Raw genomic sequence first — 25421 nt, 5'->3', positions numbered from 1 at the left:
TTATTCCTGTGTTAGTTTTAATAAATTTAAAGCAGCCTTCTTTGCAGATACCAGAATGGTACTTGCATTAGAGAGGGCATATATAATAGCACTGATTTGTTCATCAGGGATTTCAAGCTCTCCTTCGGAATGATAAATGTTGCGTGCTGTTTCATCAACACCGATATCAGAAGTATTCTGATGAATTGCATTACCTACTGCTTTGGCGATATCCATTTCCTTGTATTCACCAAATGTCACTTCTACTTTTGCTTTTGTAAAATCTACTTTCATAATTTTTCTTATTAATAAATCATTTATTAAGCAGGTCTCCCGAAAATTATAACCATAAAATAAGCGGGTTTTGCCTTATCATTATTCCCAGATCTAAACAATATCCGAAAAACATTATTTTCAATGCTAGTATAAGATGGAATTGCTTCATGGTATCCATCCACCCAATTTACTGATGGCATTGCCAAGAAATAATAATCTGTATGTCCAAGGTTATGGTAAAATTCATACTCCCGTTCTGCGTTTAATGCAATACGGTTAATAGAAATACCATTTCCCCATTTCCTATTAAGGTTAATGCCACTATTGGTAGTATAAATCTCGACACACCCAAGTACACCGGGCATACACCAAGTATCTCCAGCTTCTGATAATTTCCATTGGCATCCTCCAGAAGCAACAAGAGCATAATTAGCCTTTCCTCCATACTTATAATCATATGTAGAACTGCCATAAGCATTAATCTTGACAGCTATATTTTCATCGTCACCTGATGCCTGAAACATAGACGCTGTTTCAAATCCTGCAATAGAAGGTATGCCATTACCGAGTATCGCTTTCCTTATGGCGGTTAAAGTTTGATTTCCTGATGTCCGTGTTTTTTGTGTTTCAATACTAATAAACGCATCTGCATTACTATAATTTGACAATCCGTATCCATCTATCTCAAACCCTCCAATTTTTCCTCCCTTAGCAGTCATATATCCATTTTCAATACTAAACCCCTTATTATCAGTAGCAAAACCTTCTAGAGTTATCTTATCAGCTACCAGTTTAATTTCACCATCACCACTTTCATTGATAGCAGCAATGATCGAAGCTGCATTAACGACTTCCCCACCTTCTGTCTTCTTCACCAACAGACCAATGGACGTGCTAGTCTGGTCAATAGTCGTCTGATTCTTGACAATCCATTCACGGGAGGCTTCTACTCCCAGGTTAGCAAGCTCGTTGCGTGCTGTTACATACTCCTTGAATAAAGGATATATCTGTTTGTCAGCGTCTAGCAAGGAGATCCTTTGTAATGAATCGGAAGAAAGTAAAGGATAAGCAGCCGAACTACCTTCAAGGGTATAGGTCGTAGAGAATAATCCCATCTTAAGATTCGAATACTTTGTTTTCAGAGCATTAATTGCAGTACGAAGATTCGTTTTGATCGTTTCTCCGGTATTGATGCCCGCATCAAGAAAAGCAAGAACCCGGCTGATAACAGGACTGTTGGCTTCTAATATGCTAGGTGTACCCGCATCGACTGCCGTGTCAGCCATTTCAGATTTAATACTCTCATATATAGAAATAATATCTGTTTTCTCTGCCGGTGTGATACGACCGTCTTGAGAGTATCCTTTGATTCTAGACAAGATATCCTCCGAACTGGCATACAACTGTGCCGCAAGATTCTGTGCTGCTCCGGATACCTCTCCAGCTACCATATCCCGGACAGTTGTCTCTAAGCTACCTTCAAGAGCATTAAGTTGCTGATTGACTTGTGTCAAGCTATTTTCTGTAACCGATTTAAACTCAGCGTAATTAGTCAAAGTACCTTCGGCAGCAGAAAGGCGGGTCCCGACATCCGTATAGTTTCTCTCAAGAGTGTCTGTTTTAGAAGCATACAAAGTCAGACTTTCATCAATGCCATCAATTCGATTACCGATATTGAGAAACATCGAGTCAACCTCCGAGCTACGGTAATAACTTTCCAGAGTACTGTTCACTCCGTCAATTGCTACTCCGATTTCAGAATCTATGTAATTCTGAGCGTCAGACTTCTTGTAGTACAACTTTAAATCCTCCGTCAGACCATTGATGGAAATTCCCATTTGGGTAGTCGTCTGTTCAAGGTTATCAGTCTTTTCGACATAAGCATCTATACGTCCATCAATAGTAGAAATAACCGTATTCATCTCAGTCTTAAAAGATTCAAGAGAATCGGTAGTCAGAGTTAGCGTCTTGATATAAATATCACCTGAAAACTCCAGTATAAAATCTCCTGTACCATCCCAATCACCGGACCATGATTTAGTTGTAAAATCACTGTTAGCTGAAATACTTTCTTCCACGTAAAGAGCAGAACTGGTAAAACCGACCTTTATTGTACCAGATGTTTTACATAGATACCGCAGAGAGATATCAAATTTCTCCACCTTATCAGGTTTGTGATTTAAGTCTTTATTTAGTTGTTTAACACCGCTACTTTTGACACGCAGCATATACTGATTATTGTACAAGACGATATCAGAAACATTTGATTTCTCAGAGTATAAGTTGGCATTGACATTGACCATTTCTCCGGAAGCCGAATAAACGTTCACTGCTGTGGAATGTTCCCAATATGTCATATCATAGACAAAAGAGGCATTTTTTAAATAGTTATCTTTCTCAGACACATCATAGCGCACAGAATTAATCTCAGCACGAATGTTTGCATCTGTAACCTGAAACTTCGTAAAAATGTCTTCCCCGGATCGGAGCATAAAGTCTCCTCTGAAATATCCATTATCGCAGAATATACCGTAATCCTTTAATTGTCTCCAATACGGAGTGGTAATGCCAGAGAGATTTCCTATACGTGTTCTTGTTGCGTTTTCAGGATCAGTTTTCATACCATAGACTATGTCGATGTAAGGACCATTCGCTTCTACAGAGGTATGTTTGATCAATCCTTTGCGATCTACATCAGTCATACTGTCTACGCGAACAAGCGTATCGCCTTCTCTTACATCATTTTCAGAGCCGACGAAGTTTGAATAAGTAATATAATCAGCACTAATTCCTGAAACGACAAATTCATACTCCTTGTTAACAGAAAAGTTTCCTTCATCAAATTGCTGGACCATGATATAGTCTCCCGTCCGAAAAGGGTTGTATAATTTTCCGTTTTGAGTATCTATGTAGATTCGCATATTTGTCTTATCAATGCGGAGTACTTCAATCATATCCGTAGTCAGCCGTGTACCATTCTCTCCGAGAAGTTGCGAGACTATCATTTCATAGACGCGCATTCTCTTGCGTATGTCCAGTTCATCTATTTCAAGAATAGTACGCAATTCTTTGATGCCCCCGGAGTTAACAAACTCCTTCAAGTATATAGCCCATCCTTGACCATTCGGATTCCCTGATATAAACTCAGAGGAAGACAATGACTTTTCAAATGTGGCAGTATCAGAGAATATCGCAGCCCCTAAGACCTTAAGTGTCTCCATCTTTGCTTCACCTTTGACATTGATGCCTTCCAAAAAATGTATTAACTTTTGAGCTGTATCTTCTACGAGTTTACTCAAATAGATTCCTTCTGCAGTTTCCTGAGTGGAAATCTTATGTAGCTTAAAATGTTCTCGACCGTCAGATTTGGATATAGCCTTATCCTCAACCAGTACATATATATCCTCTTGCCCTTCAATAGATATTACTTGACCTGCATACGGCATATAAGGTTCCGCATCTGTGTTGCGGGCATATTCCGTAGCCTCTTTTATAGATGCCCATGTCTCCGTAGAATCTATAGGATAGGGATTCGTACGTCTATATTGATGGGGGAAAGAACTTCCGTTTATCTTAACCATTACTATACTGTTTTAAAAGTGAATGAATCGGGATCATTCAGACCCGGTGTCTGAATCACCCACATTTTATAATTTATTTCGTCTTTACCATTCGCACCAGCTACGGATATCGCTTTCGGTCCCGAACATACTTTGCCATTTTCGATAAAATTTCCATAAGATGAGGCAATAGAAATGTCACAAACACTGTCAGATGGCACGCATACAACAACAATTTTCCAGTTAGATACCGGAAACTGGTACGTGCCAGGTCCTGAGTACAAATCATTCGATCCTAGCGCCCGCACATCGTCCGATGTTTTAGGGATGGAGGAGCATACTCCGGCAAACCACTTACGATGTACATTCACATTGATAGAATCACTCAATACCTTTCTGGGCAATACATCATCCTCACTGGCTGCATAAATGACATTGGCAATATATGTTTCTTTCTGCGTATAAAAACCATCCAACTGCCTTGTCGCTGTCTGCACACCACCTACTTCTTCCGAAAAATTGAGTTTATTATTCGGATTACCATCATAGTAAGCTTGTTCCATAGGACCTTGACTATTTCTAACAGCAGTATATGTTATAAAACCTTTCGGACTACCATATTCAACATCCTTATTTGTAGATATCTCACTTCTCAACTCCCCTGTTGATTTCTGCGATATCAGTTTTATAAATGCATCTACTACCGTAGTTCCTCCAAGTATTATATCACCAGCCTTGAAGTAGCCTACTCTATCCACTGTCACTTCTATATTCCTTGGGAATACAGCGTTTGTTCCTTCTATACCGGAAGAAGTTCCTCCACCGGCAATTATCGACAACCTGTCCTTCTCCTTTCTATAAGTCAAAGAGTCGATTTTGCTTTCAATCTCACCGAGACGTGAATATGGTGCGGTTTCTCCCACAGTGTATACAGGAGAATCATAAGGGATATCAAGACTATATTCAAACCCTATAATACGGGAAATCCGGGCTTCTTCAAAATATGCTTTATTGATTAGCTTTACTTTCTGACCTACAGTAAAACTTTTTGCAAACCCTTCATCCTGCTCCCCTGTTTCGGGATTAATGCCATAAATATAGTCCGACATCATGGTATTGGTATAGGTCGAAGGATCTTGTTTCAGTTTCTCAATGTACTCTTTAGCCCGTTCTTCCACCTCCACTTCGGCATTGGGAATCATTACATCGGAAACAAATTGAGGATCATACCCGTAGAGAACATATGTGTCTCCACCTTGATCCGTAGGATGTAAAATGTCATCAGGAAGCATTCTTCCGTAATTATCGTTGCGTTTAATTTCGTAGACTTGTGCATCCCGGTTCCAGGTACCGTCTTTTAAATGTTCAGGTTTGGGCGCATCATCTCTTACTTTATCATAAGGATTAAATAAGACTTCGAAATCCATACCCGCTAAAGGTCCTGACAAGAATTCTATTCTCAGTTCCTCAGAATCCAGTTTGTAATCCTTCGAAAAGTGAAATCCGGGATCGTCATCTTTAAACCTCCATGCCAACCAGTCTTTTGACGTTTTTGTTCCATCTGGGTTATCTATAGTATCAGTATATGTATGAGTTGTTACCATATCCGTTACCCCTTCACGCTTTGGATAGATATCATCAAAAACAACGATCTGTTCTACAGCCTCCTCAGCTTTCATATCCGGGTAAGCATCAATATATGTCACTCCTTCGGGCATCAGGAGATGTCGGGTTGCAATTCCTTCAGCGATTTGAGTATCTTTATCATCTGAAAAGTAACTTACCGGAACCTTACTTTTTACGATATTATCAATCGTATATTTGTCACCAATAGAAGCTGTAACTCCTTCCGGAAGACGTAAAATATTTGCTGTCTCTCCAATATGAAAATCCGGATTATAGATAGCATCAAATGTCTTTCCACTATTTACTCCAGAAAGAAAGGTCACTGATGTGGCGGCAGACTTTCCGGCAACAAGCTCCATGTCTAGTGAAACCCTAGCAAAAAGTCCAATTCCCATCCCAATCAAAGTGTTGTCAAACTGTGGAACAAGCAGATAGGTACGTAATTTAAACAGTGATGCTCCCAATCCCGGTGCAAATTCTTTTGCTATGGGAAATGATAAATTTATTTCATGTTGTTGGTTTTCATTTAACGTAACAGTATTGCTACCTATAAGGATTTCCTTTTCAATGCCATCCTGCAAATAAATAAAAGATACACGAAAAACGTACTCGCCTGCCGGAAGATAATCCCGAGGAAATGAAGGCTGACCAGGCATAGGCATATAATAAGTACCAGTACCAAAACTGATACCGTTACCTTTATCAATGATCTTATAAATACTGCCGACTAATGTATCAACTAAATCATTATTGTTGGAGAATTCTCTATGATTACTGTTTAACGTCCCTGTTATGATAGGATCAATAACGTGTTTTTCTTCTGTTACTATATCACTAGGGAAAAAGTCAGTTACAAGTGACCTTGCCGTATCAGATAAATCCCTGCCATTAATATCCTTTACATCAAAAACCAGTTTTTTACGATACGTTAGCGGTATGTTGCGGGTAGATCCGAAAGCATAAATACGTGTTGCGTACGTACTCTGGCTATCACTTCGATCCATCTTGCCAACATTCATTCCAAGTTCGAAATCTACCGGATCACCATTCTCGCAACGACCAAAGTGAATCTCATTTTTAACTACCCACCATTCACATTCAAAAGCTTCTGCCATCTGAGAGAGGGCGTCAATCAGATTTGTGCTGTCATAAGAAATCAACTTCGAAGAAGTATTTACCGAATCGTCTATTGTGCATTCGAATGCTTCGCCTTGATATTTATACCCAAGCACCTCCAGATTCTTAAGAAAAACCTGCATATGTACTTTTAGACTGTCAGTAAGATTCCAACTGGCTTCACGTCCTCCATTTTCAGGAGTAAAGAAAAACATTTTATTCTTCCACTTCCAATAATAAGCATCCAGCCGCAGATTATATTCATAAGCACCCGTTTCTATGTTATAATCCGGCTTATACAAATCTACAAGCTCAAACATGCCAATTTCATGGTCTACATTATCTCCCAGAGAAAAAGGAATAAGCTTATCCAAAGAGAACTTCAAAGTAATATAATCCTCCTTCATCAACAGGAACTTACGCTTGCTCCCTTGATTTATGGGAGTAGAAAAGCGTATATTTCCGGATATGTCTTTAATATCTATCATTAGGATTCGGTTCATATAGTTTCAGTGAGAACTTTCCAATGCCGCGCATAAACTGGCTGAATTGGCTGCACGATTGATAAATCGTTTTGTACACGACTTTAGGCTGATATTTGGTTTCTATCTCAAGTGCGCCTGTTGCCAGTTCTTCACAAAAGCTATTGTATCTCTCAAAAAACTGTTCCTCACTGGAAGCCGTCAGGTTAATCTGAAGAGTCAGGTTTCTCACATCTACCCTTGGATTGGCGATGACCACCCGTTTTCCATGTTCCAGCCGACTCTCGTTTTCTATAAAAGTTTTGTTGGAGGATGGTGTCATTAGTTCGGATAATGCATTATTATCCATGCTTATGCCCCAAGTAGTGTAGGCATCTTTACCGTTAATGCGCAATTCGTCTTTCATATCATTATATGTTTTTTGTATTTCTATCTATATTATCCAGTTTCTCTCCAAATCCCAGTAGTACTTTTGTATACTTTGCAATATCTTCCAGATGCCCGTTTGACATAACAGCCAAATTCCTCATATCGGTTAGAAGCAGGTTACTATCAGAAGCCGTGGTGCATAATGAAGACAAGCTCCCCAAAACAAACAGCATTGAATTCTTGATTTCCTCATTAGATATCTGCAAAGCAGTAAAACGTCCATTAAGTTCATCTCCTGTATCCTGAGACATCGCAGCAAATCCTTTCTGAGTGGAAGATTGAGAAGACGACTCTTCACCAGAAGACCAACCGAATTGTTGCATTAAAGCATTGCGCTCTTCCAAAGCATCGGAAACAATGCCATTCCAGCTTTCTTGCAAATCTGCATATTCCTTTTCATCAATACCGCCTGATTCATTGGCTTTAGCAGAAGCTTTATACCATTCATTAATTCTAGACTTATAATTGTCAATCAGCATGGAATTAAGAATAGCTTTCTGCATATACTTCTCAAAATTATTGGCAAACTCTTCTGAGGAAGAATCCATATCAGACAATGCATCCAGAAAACTACTAAAGACATCATCAAAAGATACTTGGGTTAACGATTCATTCAGAAGATCTCTCATTTCTTCCGTTTCCTCATTACATGCAATTATTTGCTCTAAATATTCGCGTACATCCCCATCTAATTTTGCCCAAAAAGTAGGAGCATCCCTTTGTAGTGTTGCAAGCTGCTCAGCTGTTAAATCAAATAATCCAGTCATTCTATTCCCAATATCATCGGGATTCATTCCTATTGAATTGGCAAAGTTGTTCCACTCTGCCCATCCTTCATTATTCATACCCTTACGCATTCGTACGCCGATAGAATGAGAGCCTGCTGATGCTCCAGCATTCAAACGCTCCTTGCCAAGTGTTCTTGCTGCATCTGCTTGTTTTTCAATAAGCTCTATTGCTTTCTGAGAGGCTTCTACAGCAGCCTTTCCTGTCAATGTTTCCAATAGTTCTTTCTGCTTGCCAATAATTACATCAAGCACTTTCACATAGCTCTCGTAGTTTTCCTTGGCTGTGTCATAATCAGAATAATCAGCACCAAACATATCTGCTATTTTGGTAGCCACCTGTAATGCCGCGCCAATGATAGCTAAGATAACAGAAGCTTTCTCTACAGTTTGTATAGAAGTGGATGCTGCCTGTGCTGTTCCACTCATTGCCGTCGAAGAACCATTAGCCAACATTACAATACCATCAATCATTTGCAATGTAGATGATGCTATCCCCCCGGCAGCAGATATGATCTCTCCGGCAGTACCTCCTACTGCATCACCAATCTCATTAAATCCACTTTCTACATTTCCTAATGTCTTATATAATTCTTGCCATTCTTTTATACCCCGCTTTTCAGGAGCTGTCTGAGTCTCGTTAGTTTTCTCACTAATTTCATTTTTTAATGAAGATACCTTTGCTCTTTGTCCCGCCAGTTTAGGATCATTGGGACTTAGAAATTCAGATCGCTGGAGCTCCTGCTCTGCTTGAAACAGTAATTTCTGTAACTGTTCCAAACTCATATTTGCTATGCTATTAGTCCACGACTGAAAAGAATCCTCGCGCATAGCAAACTCACTATCAACAGCCTCCAAGGCTCCTTCTTTCTGATAATCATGTTCTGCAAGTGTTTCTTTAGAAGCTCCTGCTTTTCTTAATGCTTCTCTTTCCTGTTCAAATTTCTGTTGTACAGCAAGACGTTTTTCTGTATAACCTTGATATTTTGACAATATTTCTTTATAGTATACTGATATATCATTCCCTTGTCTCGCAACAGTTTGTTTCAATATATTAGCAAATGCACTCTTTTCATTTTCATTCAGAGATACAGTCGATTCATCAAAAGTTTTACCTTCATTCTTTGAATTAGCTTCGAATATAGTTTTTTCCAAATCAATTTTCTTTTGGAGATAATCAGTTTTTAATCTTTTTAGTTCTGCTATTTCTTTTTGATGATTTAACTCCATCTGAGCTAGCTTTTTCTCTTCTCCTTCTTCCATAGCATCAATTTCAGCCTGAGCACTTTTATTCTCTAGATCTTCTATTAAATTTGATCCTTCTAAGTCCTGCCTATTGTGTAAATCTTCCTGCTTTTGTTTATTATCTCCAGAAAAGGAAGCCTGTTTATCATAATCAGCACCAGTCCTAAGCTTATACAGTTCTTTTAACTTATTAAGCGTTTCGTTTGCTTTTTGTAATTCACTATCATCAGCAAGACCGTCTTGTGCTTTTTTTCGTTGATTATTTATATTTTCTTTTACTTTTTCTATCTCAGAAACTAATTTTTTTAACGTCTTAAGACCTTTAATTTCACCGTTATCCGTTTTCTCCGCATTATCAAACAATATACCTGCAACCTCTTCATCGGTGATTCTGAACTTAGATTTATATTCTTCAAGAACAGTTTCAGTAGCCTTAGTTTCCTTACTTATCTCTGAACGCAAGTTAAACACATTGTTCCTAAAGTCAACTAAACCATCTTCTGCATTGTCTCCCCATTTCATATCCCAAAAAGTTGCACTTTTCAAATCCTTTATCACATTCGGAGACAAAGCTTTTCCACTCATCGCACTATCAAAAAATTGATTATATAAGTTCCCGCCTCTAGTCTGACCAAACTTTTTAATCAATGTATCATATGCAACATCTAACTTTTCACTAATTGTTTTATCAAGATTCTCTTGTTCAGTATTAAAGAAAAACTCAAACTTTCGTTGCCCAATTGACAAACGCATATTTTCAACTAATTGAGCATACGAAGTTGAAAGATTACCGACACGATCAATCTCTTCGTCAAGACCAATATAATACTGACCGTAATTATCAACTATAGTTTTTTTTATTTTATTATACTCTTCACTTCCTTTCTTCACTTCTATCAATTTTCTTTCTAAAGAAGATAATTTAGAAACTTCAGAAGTCAGACTTTTTTCTACATTCATATTTGCTTCATTCAAACGACTATGAGCTTTTTCCAACTCAGTTTCAGCAGTAGTCACTTTATAAATTGCGTACCCAAGTCCCACTACAGCTGCCGCAATAAAAGTGTATGGATTTTGAAGAAGCGCAATAGTATTTGCCTTTATTGCTCCTGTAAACAGTTTTGTTTTTGCAGCAGCTAATGCTTGTGATTGGGATACAACCATTCCTGCTTTAGCAGCTAACAACATCTCCAAGTTAGCCTGCTCCATCACTATAAGATTCAATCTTTGCAAAGCAGTAATAGTTATTAGAATTGCTTTATATGACCCATATACTATTACCAATTCTGATACTGCTTTACCTAATTGCTCATAATTATCCAAAATATATTGAGTTCCATTAAGAGATTCATTTATAATTCCTTCCTGAGATTGGCCCACTTCATTAAGCATTGACTCCCATGCGTCACGTATGTTCTCAATCTTGCCAGAAATAGTTCTAGATTGTTCGTCCATTAAACCATAAAACTGACCGCCTTCATTTGTTAAATTACCTATAACTTTCTGTACTTCAGGAAAACCTATTTTACCTACAGACACCAGTTCAGTTATTTTAGCAGTTGTTACTCCCAACATATCTGCAAGACCTTGAAGCATAGGAATGCCAAATATCGTAAACTGGTCAATATTTTGTTCATAAAGTTTTCCTTGTTCCATTACATTTCCATACAGTTCAATTAACTGTTCTAGTGGCAACCCCATACCTGATGCAATATTACCTAATCGAATTAATGTATCATTAACTTGTTCAAATTCTGCACCATACTCAATCAATAGCTTTGCTCCAATAGCTAGCTCCTTTAAATTAAAAGGAGTTTCTGCAGCTGTCTTTATTATCTGAGACATTAATACATTCGCCTTTTCTCGATTTTTCAATAAAGTTGCAAAAGAAATCTCAAGCTGTTCAAACTCACCACGTACACGAACAACGTCACTAGCAAAATCTTTTAAAGTTTCTGTTCCACCAATAATATCCAATGTTTTCTTTAAAATATTTGCAAAGTCACTGTTCGCATTATTAGCCTTTTTAGATTCAAGCGCTAAAGCATGAATAGAAAAGCGCATTTGTTCAGCCTTCATGATAAAATCATCACTATTTACTCCAATGTTAAATGTTAAATTTCCCATATTATTAATCTTTCAAATTATTATTAGCCAAAACTATTGCAAAGCTTAATCAATATAAAAAAAAATGTCCTCAAGCTCGTGACATAAAGATATTTGTCACATAATTTATCATTATATCAATATTTCATGCAATATCAAGCAAGTTATTCTATTGATAGGAGAATCATTACTCAAGAAAAGTAGCATCTACTCTCAGTATTTATCTTGGCAATTATCGAATTCCAATAATTATCATTATTTTTGCCTAGAGAAACAAATGATCACATTACTATTAAAATCAAAAGTAAAAACCATGAAACAAGCACTACAACTATTTATAATCACATTGCTAATAGTCAGTTGTACTAAAAAGCAGTCGAATCAAATTGAACAATACGATTCTATGATCTTTACCGATGCAGAAATTAGAAATCAAGAAATACAAGACTCATTACAGCAAGCAAGACTAGACTCTTTGGCCTTAATTGCTTGGGGAGATGCTAAATTTGGTATGAGTATGAAAGAAACTTTATCTACTAATGCATTCAAAAATGGGAGAAAACAACATGGTGTAGATGAAATTACAATGAATTTTGATCAAGAGTTCAAATTTAAAAAGCTCTTCGAACTTAATAATTTAGCGGGAATTTCAGCTTATTATCAAGAAAATGAATTAAAAAGAATCAGCATTAAATCTTATTATGTAAGAGCTAATTATATAAATGAGCTAATAATGGATTGTAACATTTTTGCCAAAGAATTTACTAAAAAGCATGGCTCTCCCTCATTTCAAAAAGGCAAAACCAATATACTGGACTTTACTGTCGGAAAGGAGTTTACTTATGCAAAGTTCAAAATGAAAGACAAAAATATTGTCATAAAATTAGGAGAACTTTATGATGGAGGTAATTATTATTATATCATATACATTGAAAATGACAAGTTCCCCAAAAAGAAACATGTGAAAACAGAAAAGGAAAAGAAAGAGGAACAAAGAAGAATGAAAGAAGCTAAAGAAATAAAAGAAAACTCCTTCTAATCATTAAAATACAAGGCAACTAACTCACAACGAACTAGTTGCCCTTTTTCGATTCTTAAAACAGAGTTACTACATAAAATTCCCTATACATCTAGTTGGGATAGATCTTGTTAAACGTTAGGAAAGCCTATCTTTATTCTACCCTCTTGTAAGTTCCATCTTCTGAACCGTTCTTTATCTTTAATATATCTTTTGAAAATAAACACTCCCATACTTTTTTCTGTCCTTTGAGCTTATTTCCATCATCAGAATAGGTAATTTCAATATTTATATTATCACCTGAGATTTCATACGTAAATAAATAGTTAGTTAAAAAGCTAGCTCCGTTAAGAAGCGCATAATACCCGGTTCCATCATTCTCAAATTTTAAGTATTTGTGAGTTCCTTCCGTACCCGTTGACCATGTTCCTACCAAGTGTTTCGAATCTAAGTCCATCCAATCATCATCATCAGAAGAACATCCCCCCAATACTATTGGACACAATAAAATCATAAAAAAAAGAATCTTTTTCATTACGTATAGATATTTAATTTGTTTGTTCGGCAAAGGTAGGAATAATATTAATGTCATACCAATTATCTTTCAAGCAATAACATATAACATATCAAGCATTAACATCTCACTTCTCAAGTATTAACTCTTGATATATCAGGTATTAATACTCGACAACTCAAGTATTAATACCTGATATATAATTTCACATAGAAAAGAGCACAAGCTATAATATCCATTTAATACATGAAAATTATTAGAGAATCTTTTTGGCATTCAATATATTCTACCTACCTTTGCAGCATAAATTAACACTGATGCTTTGCCAGCAAAGCGGCAAAACAAACATAGGGAAATATACATTGTGGGACAAATAGATAGTGGGAAATGCTATTTGCCTATATAAAGCTTAATATAAACATGACTAAAGTAAAAAGAAATTCCGCTTAATTTCTAAGCAATGAGATAATTATACACATACCTCAATAATCGTGCATTATCTCCATAGTTATTAGATCAATTAAACATATTCAAAAAATTCGACCAAAGATTTAAAACCAGATCTTTGGTAATGAACCTGCAAAACAAACTTTTAATAAGCATATAAAAATGAAGAAAATCTTACTACTATTGGCTATATTGCCAATGTTCATGACATCATGTTCTAATGATGACGAATCCACCGAACAAACTTTCTTTGTAAACGTGTACACTAAATGGGAAGACTCAGAAGAAAAAGTTGCTAAAAAAGCCTTTCTGTACATTTACGAAAATGAGAACAAAAGTATCGACAACAGCCAAAGCACTATCTCTGTTGTTAATGACGGACTAATCACATATACGGACGGAAGCAAATCTTCCAAACCCAAATATGCTACTAAATTTCAATCCGGTGTATTCAATATTGAAAATATGCCCAATGGAGAATACATATTATGGGTTACCTATAGGGAAGAATATGGGGGGCGTACCTATTCATCTTACAAAGCAATCAGCGTAAACCACGATTATAGAGGGAAAAGTGAAAAGAAGGTCTTTCAAACTTCTATGCAAGACCAAGGATTGTATGTATATCAAAACTGGTAATCAGAATTAATATTAACCCTTTTCTTAGAATCTAAGAAAAACAAACAGCTATTGTATGAAAAGAATTATTTTGAGTGCTCTAATTGGATTAATGGCAATTAGTGCAAGCGCACAACTTATGCGCAGTGAAGAACTGGAAAAGTACGCTAAAGAAAAATTTGGCGACAAATGGGTAGATGCGGCAGCAAACATAGGTTCACAACTTGCACTGGACAAAAACAACTCTCTGACATATACTCAGGTTATTGAATGTGGAGAACAAACCAAAGAAAAATTGTATGTTACTCTTAACCATTGGTTTGTAGAATCTTTTAATGACGCAAACTCTGTCATTCAACTTAATGACAAAGAAGAAGGAGTTATTATCGGCAAAGGTTACCTTTCTGATATTGCAGGACACTTAGGCGGAATGAACGCATATAATGTCAGCGTTCACCCTATTATTAAAGTGGACATCAAAGATAAAAAAATTCGTGTGACCTATACCGTACAATGTTTTGAGGTGGAGAAAGCTGTAGGAGGCGGTGTCATGTCTGCTCTGTCAAACACCAGACCTTCCATATCCACAGAAAAATGGCCGCTTGAAACCTGTTACCCTTTCATTGAGAAGGATGAACATAAAGCGAAAAAGACTTCTTCAAAAGCATTAGTAATGACTCATGCATACTCTAATGTAATTATGGATAAGATTGAGGAGGCTGTGAAAAATGGTCTTGCCGGCAATGAATCTGATAATTGGTAATTAATAAATTAGCGCATCTCGAACGAACGAGGTGCGCTAAATATCCCACCGAAATAAGCTTATAGATTTATATATTAAATTCCCAATATAGACTTAAGTTCCTGCAGATCTGCAGCTTGAATACTCCTTGATTTAGGAGACTGAGGAACATACACCACCATAATGAAACCACTTTCAACGGATAATCTAACCCCCATATTATATTTATCCGAATCATTATTGATGAAGTAATATGCACCATCACTATCCTTCCCTATTACCTGATATCTCTCTGACAGAAATTTAGCTATTTCTTCAGTATACGAATAGGAAAGAGCTATAGCTGAAGAAGTTAATTTTCCATTCTCAAACAGATAAGCAACGCTCTTTACAGCACTATTCTCGCCTCTGTATCCCAATGTACTTGTTTTATCCTCCAGAATAGTACGTTTCTCTTTAGCCTTAACAGTTGCCTTATCCACACCAAATTCCAATACAGGTTCTGTGTAAGTGCTATATTTAGCATTTACCACAACTTCACACAGCGCCTCTCCATTATCTGAAGTTGCAGTGATAATTGTTTTTCCAACATGATTTCCTTTGATTATTCCATCCTCACTTACTTCAGCTACAAATTCACTCTTTGAACTCCAAGTAGCATTGTCGTTTACCGTTACTTGTTTTGTGTCGCCCGAATACAAAGAAACTTGATTAGCACTCAGAGTTAGTTTCCCATCTTCACTTTTACTACATCCGGCAATCACTAAAACAGCCGTCATTAAAAATAAAATCTTTTTCATTACTTGTTAATATTTAGCCAGCTTATTTCGTTTGTGCATTCATTTTACCAATTCATATCCCACCTATGAATCCTTTATGTAAAACGTGATAAACATTTGGCAAAGATACAAATAACAACAACATAACAACACTAATCCGTAATAATTATTTCTATAAATTACTCACTAATCATTCTCCTTATCAAATCTCTATTCCCCGGATCATCCGCATTGATCACCTCGCCATCTCCCCGACCTAACTTTTTACGTTCTTCTTCGCTAAGATACACAGTAGTAACAGCATCGGCAAACAACATATTCAGATTGACATAGCTAATTCCCCAAAGTACGTAGTCCATTGTCCATCCATAGCGCTGGCAGGCAAAGTCTATCAGCAGTCCATAGATACTCTTTCCCCCGAAAGTGATGCTGCTCCCCTCTCCCTTTATCCTGCTGATTCGTGTTTTCATTTCCCGGTCTGCATCGATACCAAAATATCGGATGAACTCTTCTATCTTATCACTCGAAAGGATAATAGTCAAAATGGTAGCCAAATCTTCCACCGACGCTTCATCCTGAAAAAGCCTGGCACGCCGAAGTACTTTCTCCATATCCAGAATACTCTTTCTATCGTTGAATGTAGAGTAAGCAATGACCTGACAGACAGATTCCGTTTTCTCTTGGCAGATTCTCAGCGTCTCAACAAGCGGATTAATGGCCAGAAGCTCCATATTGACATCCATCGAGAGATACAAGTTCTTCAGTATTTGCATCTTACCCAAAGTAGAAGGATAGAGACATAGTTTATTCTTACCGATACTAAAACTGATCGCTTTTTCCACGATAGCATCGGATATGTTGATTTCGATTTCTTTATTTATGTTCATAGCGGAATTTATAAAAGAAGAGCGCCATGACTAGCGCTCTCCATTGACGTAAAAAGAATCTTATTCTGCCGGAGTAGCAGGAGTATAAGGTTTCACCTGATCACCGGTGGCAGGTTTCAATACATCTACCGTGTATTTCCACTTCTTACCTTCGGCGGTGTCGTATGATTCTTCTACAGAAACCACAGAACGTTCGATCAGGATACCTTCGCATGTTTCATCTTCCGGAGTAAGACGGAAAGCATACTCGCCTTCAACTACTCCGTCAGAGTCCTTGATCGGTTTTTCACGACCTTTAGCCGCACGGATTTCAAACTCGAACGCATAAGTATTTCTGGCATACTTCACTGCTTCATTTTCGCCTCCCTCTACCTTTGCTTCTTTCTTTTCACCTTTGGTAGGAGTCAGTTTCGTTGAACTTTCCACCGGGTCGCAACCTAGTTTTGTCCATTCTGACGGTGTAGCTCCGTTCACACATTTTCCAAACTCAATTGTGGGTTTTCCCCAAGATAATTGTGCCATAATTTAAATTGTTTAAATTTTTAATTAATAAATAATATATAAAAAAGCTAGCTTTAAACTGTTCTTTCTTTTGAATCACAGGTCCTGTTTTCTAATTCGCTGGTAAAAGTACTGCCAATATCAATGACTGGTAAATTTTCAGTTCCCCCAGCCGTGACATCTTACCCGAAGTCATAAAATAGGATTTTGAGGTATGATTCCGTTCTCTTTCAGACGACTCATAAATTCGTCACATAGCTGATTTACAATCTTTCTATACCCTTTGTAAGTGGTATAAAACGATTTTATTAATTTGCAAAGATTGGAAACAGCAGACGGGGAAGTAAATCCGAATAATTGTGCCAGCTTATCCCGAACACCACTTACTATTCTTCCGCCAACTAATGCAATAGGAGAATAAAAAAATAAGATAACGAAAAGAAATTGTCCTTTCTGATCGGTATTCTGTACTCCTGCTTCCTCACAGCAACCGGACAATTCACAATACCATTTATACAGCATGGGTATATACTCCAATTCTGTTAGTAAAGGAGTTGATAATGCCATTTCCCTCTCCATCAATCTGAGCTTCTCTTCATGTATTGATTTCAGTTCTTCAATTTCTAAAAATTCCTGTAACATAGCCTGTCGTTTTTAAGATTATTACTTTATTAACTCTTCTCTTATGTGAGTTTCTTTTTCTTTCTCTTCGATGCGCTTAGTCCACCCCCACATCATAGCAGAGTAAATAGCATTCGTGTACAAAAGAATCTCTCTCCCACTCGTGAGAAACTCTACCCTAAACGCTGCATTCCTCGCAACGGTCCGCAAATTCTTTTTTATATCCATAAAGACATTCATTTTGGTTGTTCAATTCAATAATACAAACTAGATGTTGAGAATATTAATTAGCAGTCAATTAGCATATTATATTTTAAGGTCGTGCCATCTTTTCATCTATTGTATGCATTGTTTGTTGATAATCCGATAAAAATACTATCATTATTAATGTTTGAATAAAATTTACTATACCAAACCATGACATCAAAGACAAAGTCACAAAATAGATTTATTCTCTTGTTAGTCCGGTACTTATTCTTACCTTTGCATCGTCTTAACCGACAAGATGTTTTTACCAATTCATAAGGAAGAGTTAATTGTTTTTCCCACACAAACTAAAAATAATCCCTTATCTTTTAGCAACTTCATCTGTATGAATTAATCTGTTGCACTTGAGCAACCGTCCTGTTATACTTGTGCAATATTCCTGTTACACTTGTCTATCCCGGCTATTACTCAACTGCACCGCAAACAATGGCTATTGAAAGGAGTTATTATGAGCATACTTTACAAAACAACCCGCTTCGCGGATACATTCACAGGAGATAAGGAGACAAATGTCCGGGTACAACTGCTATCATGGGATACACTGGACACCAAAGCATTCGTAGAATATCTGGCAACCAAATACAACCTATCCAAAGGAGAAGCATACAAAAGCCTCAGCATAGTACTGGAAGGAATGGAAGCCGTACTGAAAGACGGAAACATACTCAATCTGGACGACTTCGGCAGTTTCTCTCTAAACGGAAATTTCTGTGAAGACAAAGAGCCTGACGAAAACCACAGGGCAGAATCCATCCAAGTGAAAAACGTAGTTTTTAAAGCGGACAAGAATCTAAAAAAACGTATTTCAGCTGCCGGATTTGAGAAGTACAATCCAAAGAAACACAATAAACGGAAATATTAATTGCATGGAATACGATCGAATTTACTCCATCCGGAAAGGAGAATACTTTGCGGATGCGCTAAAACGTGCAGGAAAAGATTTTATTCCTACCAATTGCATCATCAACAAACTGCTGCCGGGACTGGGTGCCACGCACTGTGAACTCACAGCACCACGCAAATCCATTATCATCGAACCGAATGTACCCGTCATCGAGTCGAAAGCAAAGGTACATAAGAATGCACTTGCTGTCTATAAAGGTGTAAGCATCCGGCAGATCGCCGACTTTCTGGAAGCAAACCGGGAGAAGGATTATAAACTACTGACTACCCCCGAAGGCTTCAACAAGATAAAGGAAGCCATGCAAACGGTGGATATAGATATGTATACCGAATGCTTCATCTTGTTTGATGAATGCGAGAAGCTGGTACAGGACGTGCACTACCGTGACTCTATCCGCGAACCGATGAATGATTTCTTTCGTTTCCAGAACAAGGCACTGATTTCCGCTACACCTATCGTACCCGAAAAGGACAGTCGTTTTGACGGTTTCATGCGGGTATTGATTCAGCCGGATTATGTCTATCGGCAGAAACTGAAACTGATTACTACCAACAATGTGCTGGAAACCCTGCAGGAAGTGATTGAAGCCAAGAGAGGAACTGTCTGTATTTTCTGTAACAGTATAGATTCGATAGACAGCTTCTACCGGTTGATACCCGAACTAAGCAATGCCTGCACATTCTGTAGCGAAGACGGACAATACAAGCTCTGGAAAGGAAACCGCCGCAAAAAGTCAATGATGATCACCGAACTGGAACGCTACAATTTCTTCACCTCCCGCTTCTACTCGGCGGTAGACATACTCTGCAAAAATCCGCCTCATGTGATTTTCGTCAGTGACTTGTATGGTGCCGCGCAATCCGTTATTGACCCTGCCACCGAGGCAATCCTGATTATCGGACGTTTCCGGGGCGGAGTCAACAGTGTGACACACATCGCTTCTATCCGACCGGAACTGGAATGTATGTCTTCTTCTGAAATCGATCACTGGATTCAGGGAGCTTCCACCATTTTCAACGGCTGGAAAGCGCAACTGGCACGAACTACCAACATAGGCGAACGCACCTTACTACAGGAAGCCATCGGAGAAAACTCTTACCTCCCTTATCTGGACGAAAACGGAAAGCCGGATTCGTTTCTGATAGCCAACTTCTATGAAAAGGAACAAGTGAAACGCTTGTACACCTCTGCCGATCTGCTGCACCTTGCTTACGAGCAGACCGGATATTTTGTCTTCTCGCACGAAGAACGCCTGATGCCGGTTTCGGATAATGAACGCATGGCTATCCAGCATCGTCTGGCAAAGAAAAAACGGGCAGAACTGATCGTCCGGAAACTGGAAGAGATGGAAAAGATGAGCAAAGCTACCGACAAGAAAATACAGAAAAGGTATCAGCGTATGTTGATGAATCTGATTACTTCTACCGCCGACAGGTATATATACGACTGTTTCTGCCGCTTCGGAGCGGAATTTGTAAGGGAAGCCGATTATAATGAGAATAAATTGCGGACAGCACTAAATGTGAGTAGCGAGCATACGATTAAGAAGTCCGGACAAATGCGGACATATATCCAACGTGCTTTTCCTGTGGGTGCTGAAATATCCGTGCAGGAAGCGAAAAGTATGCTCAGACAGGTATATAAAAAGATGGGATTAAACACGGGACGGGGCATAACGACGAAAGAACTGGAACAATATGCGGAAATAGAAAACAGCAGGAATCGCGAAGCCAGAATGATTAAAATACTGAAACACAAATAAATGAAAGAAAAATGCAGTTTTGATCCGGAAAAAGACAAAAACATCCTATAGTTTTTTGCAAACTTATTTTAAAAACAAGTCATTTTCAGGGGTAAACCACTGATTACAAACGCTGTGACATTTTTGTTTATCCCCGTATAATACTTAGAATAAAGACAAAAATGTCACAAGCGGCTAATTCTATTATTTACCGAATCATGAATACTTTTTCAAACGCCTGCGTGCAAAGAGGGCCAAAGCAAGCACAACACACAAACCCGCTCCCCATATCCATAACAGTAAATCTCCCCCTTCGGTCTTTCCATAAGAGTGCAAGCCGCTCAGGTAGTAGTTTACTCCAAACCAAGTCATGATAATGGAGAGAATGGAGACTACGGACAGCAAATTGTAACACCAAGTTGTTTTACCTTTCAGCAGCGGGATAAAACGGATATGAAGTACCAGTGCATAGACAACAATAGAGATTAAAGCCCATGTTTCTTTCGGGTCCCATCCCCAGTATCTGCCCCATGAGACATTTGCCCAGATGGCACCGAGGAAGGTTCCTGCCGTCATAAAGAATAAGCCGAGAATCATTGCCATTTCATTCAGTAAGGTAAACTCACGGATACGGAAGAGAAGCTTCACCCGATTGGTGGCAGAAAGCAGATTCATCAAGATAAGATTAAACAGTCCCGTCAGCGCACAAAGTGCGAAGAATACATAGCCGATCATGATAATGGCGACATGAGACATCAGCCAATACGACTGAAGCACCGGAACCAAAGGAGTTATTTCCGGATTCAGATGGTTCAGTCCTGCCACGAAAAGCATGATTCCGCCTAACAGTCCGGCAAGCGCAGGGAGAATACGGAAACGCCGGGCAAACAAGAGGCCTCCGCCAACGAGCAGCCAGGAAGTGCAGATCATTGATTCGTAAGCATTCGCCCACGGTGCACGTTCGGAGATATACCAGCGCAGTAAGACACCGGTCGTGTGTGCAAGGAAAGCAGCGATCAGAAGAACAATCAGTATGCTGCTCAGTCTGCTCCCCCATTTGAAATCCGCGATAATCTCTCCGCAGGCTATGAAAAGTAAGATTCCGCCCAAAATCAGGTAAGCCAGACGACACCAGAAGAACAGGTTTAACTGATTATAGAGAAGCTCCGCTTTTACTCTCTGATTGTCAATAGCGGGAGTTTTACTTTTAGCTTGCTGGAAGATATGCATCATATCGACAATCTTGTCCGCTTCTTTCCAGTTATTAGTGCGGACACCATTACCCAATTCGTAGATATACCAATCCATGATTTTAGAAACAAACAGGGAATCCTTATCATGAAAGACGGTTTGTTCGTCACCTGCCGAGTACCATTTTCCCTGAACGTCGTTTTCGTCCGGGAAGAGAGGCAGAAGTTGATGTTGCATAATACGGTAGACAATATTCACCGATTCATCCAGTTTTAACAAATCCGAATCCATTCGTTTCCGTTCTGAAGCGGATTTTGCATAGATGGCATTCACTTCATCGGTCAGCACATAATTGCCGTCGGCATCAAAGACATCCTGCCATGCGATGTATTTGCCGTCTCTTCCGAACCGTTGAAGAATATCTTTATTATCGACCTTGATAAAAGGATAGCCACCCCACTCATCCGGAAAAGCGAGAAGATTCAGAAAGAACTGGTCTGAATTGATGCTGTTCAGCTTGTCCGCTCCGTAAAGTTTGCGCAGAATGGCGGAAGTGTAACTGTTGACAGGTTCAAGGCGACCATTAGGATTGAGCAGTACCAGACTGCCGAATTTCCGGGCGTGCGGGGCAGGAATGCAAGGTAGCTGCGAAGAAGAAAGCGTTTCCTGCGCATATGACGCCTGTGTACCCAAAGCACCGGATAAACCTAAAAAGAGAAGCAGACAGAAAGGAGCATTCTTTTTCATCTCCCCCAGTTCCCTGCGCAAACGCCCGAAACGGGACTTCTTACTGAACAGAGTCAGCACAAAGCCGGCAAACAGCAGGAAATAGCCGATATAGGTAATCTGCATACCGGGACGGTCATAACTTACGGACAACACCGTTCCCTGCTCATCCGGATCGAACGAAGACTGAAACAAGCGATAACCATCCACTTCAATCACCTTATTCATCCGGACCGTAGCCTGCAAAGGAGCTTCATTCTCCTTCTTTATCACCAGATCGCTTTCATAAGACATCGGACTGTGAGAGCCCGGATAACGCTTTAACCGGAAATCATCGAGAGTGACAGAAAAAGGCAGGGAGGCATTTCCCATCCCTGCCCCTTCATCGCGCATCATGCGGTCCACCGTTTCCCCCTCACGGATGTGCATGATTCCTGTTACTCCTGCATAGTGAGTAACAGCCGCCCCCAACCAAATAAAAACCAAAGCCCCATGAAAGATCAGACTTCCTTTACTGATTCTTTTGAAATAACCTCCCTGAAGAAACATGGCCAACAGATTGACAGCCTGCAAGAGTTGCAACAAAATAAACCACGGAGCATAATAAAAGTATTCGCGCGCAACGGCCGGACCGGACGAATTTTCCACAAAAGTGGCGATTGCCAGTACCAACGCATAAACTCCCGCTAATACGTACATCAAAATCGGAGAAGCGATCAATCGAATCAGTTTCATCAGTTTTCTGTTTTTACAAATAAGCAATACCTTCTATTTCTACAAGCAGTTCTTCCCTGCATACATCGGCATAAAGATAGACAATAGGAACATCGGGACAAAGTTTGTCCATATCTTCTTTTACAATCTTCGCATCCTCTTCATGCTTCAGATACACACGGAGAAGTTCCAGCTTGCCGGAATGTTCCGGAAGTTTCTCTCTCCCTTCTTCCAGACCAATCAGATGCTGGATATTCTCCAGTGTGATTTCCGTCTGCACAAGCACGTCGCCCGTCACGATACTTTCTTCACCACGAATGGCGGCTGTGCCGGATATATAAATCATCTCCTGTTGATGATCGGACAACGATTTGCCTCTTTCAAACTTGGGAGTTCCCTTCTCCGCATCCGTCCGGTGGCTGATCAGGACTTCATCCGAATAGACATGGGCAGCTCTCTGCCAGTCATTATCCAACGGGATAATCTCTATTCCTCCTTTGACGGCATTGAAATCGACTAGTATTCCACCATGCTGCGTCCCGATTCCTGTGGCTGCCGGATATCCGGAAGCCCATTCCGAAGAAGCATAAAACTGCGAACGTATATCATTAAAATCCTGATAACACTGATTGCCGTACACAATATCCGTGATGCGTTCCAGATAATTCCACTGGCGGACAATATCACCGAAGCTCATCTGCTCCGCTTTCAGAATTTCTTCCGCTTTCCCGAACACCTGCTCCGACTGTTCGCGGACAGGAAGAGTCAAATCGTCGGCATAAAGTCCTCCCGCTATTATTTCCCGATAATGACCGGAAGTAACCCGAAGGTAGCGGACGGAAGAAGTCATCTGTTCTTCTACCGTCACTTCCTCACCGGCAGTTGCCGGCAACGAATGGACTTCCATGACCAGTTCTCCCACCAAAGGCTTTTGGGCTACGAGCGAAAGAACCGGACGGGGAGAAACGAAATGATCGTCCACCCATTGTTCCAGAAAAGACCGTTGGAGCTGATATTCCCGATTATCCTCACAGAATGTAAAGAATACAAGACGGACCACTTTTCCCCCATGTTCCTTTCCTTCCCCGCGAACGGCTGACAGAAGTAATTCTTCCGCCATTCGTTCCCAGCTCTTTCCTGCCGCTTTATAGATTTCACATTTTATCCGATAATATTTCATATTGCAAACTTCAATGTTTTTTTTATGCCACAGACATCAATTAATGATACGAAGCTACCCCCGCCGGTTTGTCTGTACTATATACGGAAGACATCGTCTGTAGTTCCGGAGTATTCTCCAGAGAGTAGAGCACATTCTTCTGGCGGTCTACCAGCAGCAGATGTACTTTCTCCTTCGGGTTCACGTGTCCCGTCCAGTTCGTAATCAGGAAACGTCCGTCGGAGAAGTACTGAAAACCTCCGAGAAACTTCAAAGGCTTTCCGGGAATATCCGCATTCGATATTTCCCAGATCGTTTTTCCTTCTGGAGTCACTTCTATCAATCTGGGGTTCTGATCTTTATCGGCAACAGCTATCAGCGTATGTCCGTTAGGCAGACGAGTCAGAGAATGAGGACCGCCGGGAACATCCAGCTTCCACACCACCTTGCCGTTTGCATCATACTCCTTCACACACTGGTCTCCATAATGAGCTACGAGGAAATGACCGTTATCCAGCCGCCGTGCATTACGCATGAATGCGAATCCGCCATCCTTCACACCTTTCGGCAGGATGCAGGTTTCTTTCACAATCTTCCCTTTGGGGGATATCTCCAGCATCCGTCCTGTAACACATTCGCCAACGAAAGTATTACCATTTTTCAGGCGTTGGCAGGCAAAGACCGGACTTTTTGATTCATAATGGAAAATGGTATCGTTCTGACGGGTCATTTCGAGCACTCCGTGTCCGGTGGTGAAGAGGATATTGCCGTTAGGCAATATCCACAAATCATTGGAATCGGGCGCTTTGTGCTTCCACACCATTTGGTTGTTTTCCATCACAAATACGATTCCCTGCGAATAATCGGCTCCGGCAAACGTCTTGGTCTGTGCAAACAGAGAAGAGGCAGAGAGCAGAAGCGACAAAAACGCAACACTACATATCTTTATCATTATTATTCTAAGTATTAATATAAACAGATATCTTCT

The 25421-nt window shown here is 39.4% G+C and carries 18 protein-coding genes; 5 read left to right on the top strand and 13 right to left on the bottom strand.

Going from position 1 to position 25421, the window contains the following annotated elements:
* From KTR07_RS04090 to KTR07_RS04070, 5 genes are read right to left on the bottom strand one after another with little or no spacing between them, the layout of a single operon-like run.
* Positions 1–273, bottom strand: a complete 273-nt coding sequence (locus tag KTR07_RS04090) for a hypothetical protein (protein WP_008764595.1) — start codon at positions 271–273, stop codon at positions 1–3.
* A gap of 26 nt (positions 274–299) precedes the next feature.
* Complete coding sequence (locus tag KTR07_RS04085; RefSeq protein ID WP_008764594.1) at positions 300–3836, bottom strand: hypothetical protein; 3537 nt, start codon at positions 3834–3836, stop codon at positions 300–302.
* 2 nt (positions 3837–3838) lie between these two features.
* Positions 3839–7045, bottom strand: coding sequence for a hypothetical protein (locus KTR07_RS04080; RefSeq protein ID WP_008764593.1), 3207 nt, complete (start codon positions 7043–7045; stop codon positions 3839–3841).
* The gene (locus tag KTR07_RS04075; RefSeq protein WP_217315187.1) at positions 7032–7445 is read right to left on the bottom strand and encodes a hypothetical protein; all 414 of its coding nucleotides are present in this window, start codon (positions 7443–7445) and stop codon (positions 7032–7034) included. Before KTR07_RS04075 ends, KTR07_RS04080 begins: the two co-directional genes overlap by 14 nt.
* A gap of 4 nt (positions 7446–7449) precedes the next feature.
* Entirely contained in the window at positions 7450–11625 is a 4176-nt protein-coding gene (locus KTR07_RS04070) for a tape measure protein (RefSeq protein WP_113748714.1), read from the bottom strand.
* A 292-nt stretch (positions 11626–11917) separates the two neighbouring features.
* Here KTR07_RS04070 and KTR07_RS04065 point away from each other — a divergent pair, with 292 nt between their 5' ends.
* Positions 11918–12643: a hypothetical protein gene (locus KTR07_RS04065; RefSeq protein ID WP_128832523.1), complete on the top strand. Its 726-nt coding sequence runs from the start codon at positions 11918–11920 to the stop codon at positions 12641–12643.
* 133 nt (positions 12644–12776) lie between these two features.
* On the opposite strand, the gene KTR07_RS04060 is transcribed toward KTR07_RS04065, so the two are convergent.
* On the bottom strand, positions 12777–13157 hold the full coding sequence (locus tag KTR07_RS04060) for a DUF5640 domain-containing protein (RefSeq protein ID WP_008764589.1): 381 nt from the start codon (positions 13155–13157) through the stop codon (positions 12777–12779).
* Between the two features lie 588 nt (positions 13158–13745).
* Between KTR07_RS04060 and KTR07_RS04055 the strand changes: the two genes are divergently transcribed.
* Both KTR07_RS04055 and KTR07_RS04050 read left to right on the top strand, forming a co-directional pair.
* Entirely contained in the window at positions 13746–14222 is a 477-nt protein-coding gene (locus KTR07_RS04055) for a hypothetical protein (protein ID WP_128832524.1), read from the top strand.
* 55 nt (positions 14223–14277) lie between these two features.
* On the top strand, positions 14278–14964 hold the full coding sequence (locus KTR07_RS04050; RefSeq protein ID WP_008764586.1) for a DUF4468 domain-containing protein: 687 nt from the start codon (positions 14278–14280) through the stop codon (positions 14962–14964).
* 74 nt (positions 14965–15038) lie between these two features.
* Here the strand turns inward: KTR07_RS04050 and KTR07_RS04045 are convergent, their stop codons facing one another.
* From KTR07_RS04045 to KTR07_RS04030, 4 genes are all read right to left on the bottom strand, one after another.
* Positions 15039–15743 carry an Ig-like domain-containing protein gene (locus KTR07_RS04045; RefSeq protein ID WP_008764585.1) on the bottom strand — a complete coding sequence of 235 codons (705 nt, stop codon included), beginning with the start codon at positions 15741–15743 and terminating at the stop codon, positions 15039–15041.
* Positions 15744–15901: 158 nt separating this feature from the next.
* Positions 15902–16609, bottom strand: a complete 708-nt coding sequence (locus KTR07_RS04040) for a hypothetical protein (protein ID WP_008764584.1) — start codon at positions 16607–16609, stop codon at positions 15902–15904.
* Between the two features lie 60 nt (positions 16610–16669).
* Complete coding sequence (locus KTR07_RS04035) at positions 16670–17131, bottom strand: hypothetical protein (protein WP_008764583.1); 462 nt, start codon at positions 17129–17131, stop codon at positions 16670–16672.
* 171 nt (positions 17132–17302) lie between these two features.
* Entirely contained in the window at positions 17303–17752 is a 450-nt protein-coding gene (locus KTR07_RS04030; protein ID WP_008764582.1) for a hypothetical protein, read from the bottom strand.
* Positions 17753–18446: 694 nt separating this feature from the next.
* On the opposite strand from KTR07_RS04030, the gene KTR07_RS04025 reads away from it, so the two are divergent.
* Positions 18447–18860: an HU family DNA-binding protein gene (locus KTR07_RS04025; protein ID WP_008760098.1), complete on the top strand. Its 414-nt coding sequence runs from the start codon at positions 18447–18449 to the stop codon at positions 18858–18860.
* 4 nt (positions 18861–18864) lie between these two features.
* Positions 18865–20664 carry a hypothetical protein gene (locus KTR07_RS04020; protein ID WP_117981188.1) on the top strand — a complete coding sequence of 600 codons (1800 nt, stop codon included), beginning with the start codon at positions 18865–18867 and terminating at the stop codon, positions 20662–20664.
* A 195-nt stretch (positions 20665–20859) separates the two neighbouring features.
* Here the strand turns inward: KTR07_RS04020 and ccsA are convergent, their stop codons facing one another.
* The 3 genes from ccsA to KTR07_RS04005 are packed head-to-tail and all read right to left on the bottom strand — an operon-like array spanning position 20860 to position 25385.
* Positions 20860–23295, bottom strand: a complete 2436-nt coding sequence (ccsA, locus tag KTR07_RS04015) for a cytochrome c biogenesis protein CcsA (protein ID WP_008764579.1) — start codon at positions 23293–23295, stop codon at positions 20860–20862.
* A gap of 13 nt (positions 23296–23308) precedes the next feature.
* Positions 23309–24454 carry a PTS cellobiose transporter subunit IIC gene (locus KTR07_RS04010; protein ID WP_008764578.1) on the bottom strand — a complete coding sequence of 382 codons (1146 nt, stop codon included), beginning with the start codon at positions 24452–24454 and terminating at the stop codon, positions 23309–23311.
* A 40-nt stretch (positions 24455–24494) separates the two neighbouring features.
* Positions 24495–25385 carry a hypothetical protein gene (locus KTR07_RS04005; protein WP_008760094.1) on the bottom strand — a complete coding sequence of 297 codons (891 nt, stop codon included), beginning with the start codon at positions 25383–25385 and terminating at the stop codon, positions 24495–24497.
* Positions 25386–25421: the final 36 nt, after the last annotated feature.

The organism is Bacteroides sp. MSK.20.82, assembly GCF_019052485.1.
GTDB classification, from domain to species: domain Bacteria; phylum Bacteroidota; class Bacteroidia; order Bacteroidales; family Bacteroidaceae; genus Bacteroides; species Bacteroides thetaiotaomicron.
The sequence above is the reverse complement of the archived record's forward strand: the minus strand, read 5'-3'. Positions and strand labels throughout refer to the sequence as shown.

Coding starts and splice junctions, on each gene's coding strand:
- KTR07_RS04090 (WP_008764595.1), bottom strand. CDS start 273: ATGAAAGTAGATTTTACAAAAGCAAAAGTAGAAGTGACATTTGGTGAA.
- KTR07_RS04085 (WP_008764594.1), bottom strand. CDS start 3,836: ATGGTTAAGATAAACGGAAGTTCTTTCCCCCATCAATATAGACGTACG.
- KTR07_RS04080 (WP_008764593.1), bottom strand. CDS start 7,045: ATGATAGATATTAAAGACATATCCGGAAATATACGCTTTTCTACTCCC.
- KTR07_RS04075 (WP_217315187.1), bottom strand. CDS start 7,445: ATGAAAGACGAATTGCGCATTAACGGTAAAGATGCCTACACTACTTGG.
- KTR07_RS04070 (WP_113748714.1), bottom strand. CDS start 11,625: ATGGGAAATTTAACATTTAACATTGGAGTAAATAGTGATGATTTTATC.
- KTR07_RS04065 (WP_128832523.1), top strand. CDS start 11,918: ATGAAACAAGCACTACAACTATTTATAATCACATTGCTAATAGTCAGT.
- KTR07_RS04060 (WP_008764589.1), bottom strand. CDS start 13,157: ATGAAAAAGATTCTTTTTTTTATGATTTTATTGTGTCCAATAGTATTG.
- KTR07_RS04055 (WP_128832524.1), top strand. CDS start 13,746: ATGAAGAAAATCTTACTACTATTGGCTATATTGCCAATGTTCATGACA.
- KTR07_RS04050 (WP_008764586.1), top strand. CDS start 14,278: ATGAAAAGAATTATTTTGAGTGCTCTAATTGGATTAATGGCAATTAGT.
- KTR07_RS04045 (WP_008764585.1), bottom strand. CDS start 15,743: ATGAAAAAGATTTTATTTTTAATGACGGCTGTTTTAGTGATTGCCGGA.
- KTR07_RS04040 (WP_008764584.1), bottom strand. CDS start 16,609: ATGAACATAAATAAAGAAATCGAAATCAACATATCCGATGCTATCGTG.
- KTR07_RS04035 (WP_008764583.1), bottom strand. CDS start 17,131: ATGGCACAATTATCTTGGGGAAAACCCACAATTGAGTTTGGAAAATGT.
- KTR07_RS04030 (WP_008764582.1), bottom strand. CDS start 17,752: ATGTTACAGGAATTTTTAGAAATTGAAGAACTGAAATCAATACATGAA.
- KTR07_RS04025 (WP_008760098.1), top strand. CDS start 18,447: ATGAGCATACTTTACAAAACAACCCGCTTCGCGGATACATTCACAGGA.
- KTR07_RS04020 (WP_117981188.1), top strand. CDS start 18,865: ATGGAATACGATCGAATTTACTCCATCCGGAAAGGAGAATACTTTGCG.
- ccsA (WP_008764579.1), bottom strand. CDS start 23,295: ATGAAACTGATTCGATTGATCGCTTCTCCGATTTTGATGTACGTATTA.
- KTR07_RS04010 (WP_008764578.1), bottom strand. CDS start 24,454: ATGAAATATTATCGGATAAAATGTGAAATCTATAAAGCGGCAGGAAAG.
- KTR07_RS04005 (WP_008760094.1), bottom strand. CDS start 25,385: ATGATAAAGATATGTAGTGTTGCGTTTTTGTCGCTTCTGCTCTCTGCC.